The following is a 413-nucleotide window of genomic DNA, read 5'->3' on the forward strand; positions in this document are numbered from 1 at the left end:
TTTAAAACGCTCTTTAAAGGGCTTAAAGCCCTTTAAATTTTTAATCAAACCATAGCCTAAGCGTGCCGTCGTCATCTATGTCCAGTTCATCGGGGATGGCCCCGCCGAATAAAGAGTGATTGCCCTTAAAATTTTGGTCTAGCATGGTTAAATTGACTATATCGATGTAAAAAGTATCGATATGCGAATATTTGCCCCTATCAAGATCGTCCACTATCTCTTGCGGCAAAAGAAGCAAATCATACCCGATTAGCTCGCAAGTAGCTTTTATGCTGCCGTAGGTTATGTCGTGGTTGCCTTCCACGATGAAGCTGTCGTTAAGCTCCTCATTATCAAGCTCGGCGATTTTTTTAAAAATTCTCTCAAAATCGGCTTTGTCTTTTATTCTGTATTTTGGCTCTATCATTTTCCTA

At 40.2% G+C, this 413-nt stretch carries 1 protein-coding gene; it reads right to left on the bottom strand.

Going from position 1 to position 413, the window contains the following annotated elements:
• Nucleotides 1-40: 40 nt before the first annotated feature.
• Nucleotides 41-413: hypothetical protein (locus UNSWCS_RS11350; protein ID WP_235044414.1), on the bottom strand; the 373-nt coding region annotated here is incomplete at its 5' end.

The organism is Campylobacter concisus UNSWCS, from assembly GCF_000466685.1.
Lineage (GTDB): Bacteria > Campylobacterota > Campylobacteria > Campylobacterales > Campylobacteraceae > Campylobacter_A > Campylobacter_A concisus_A.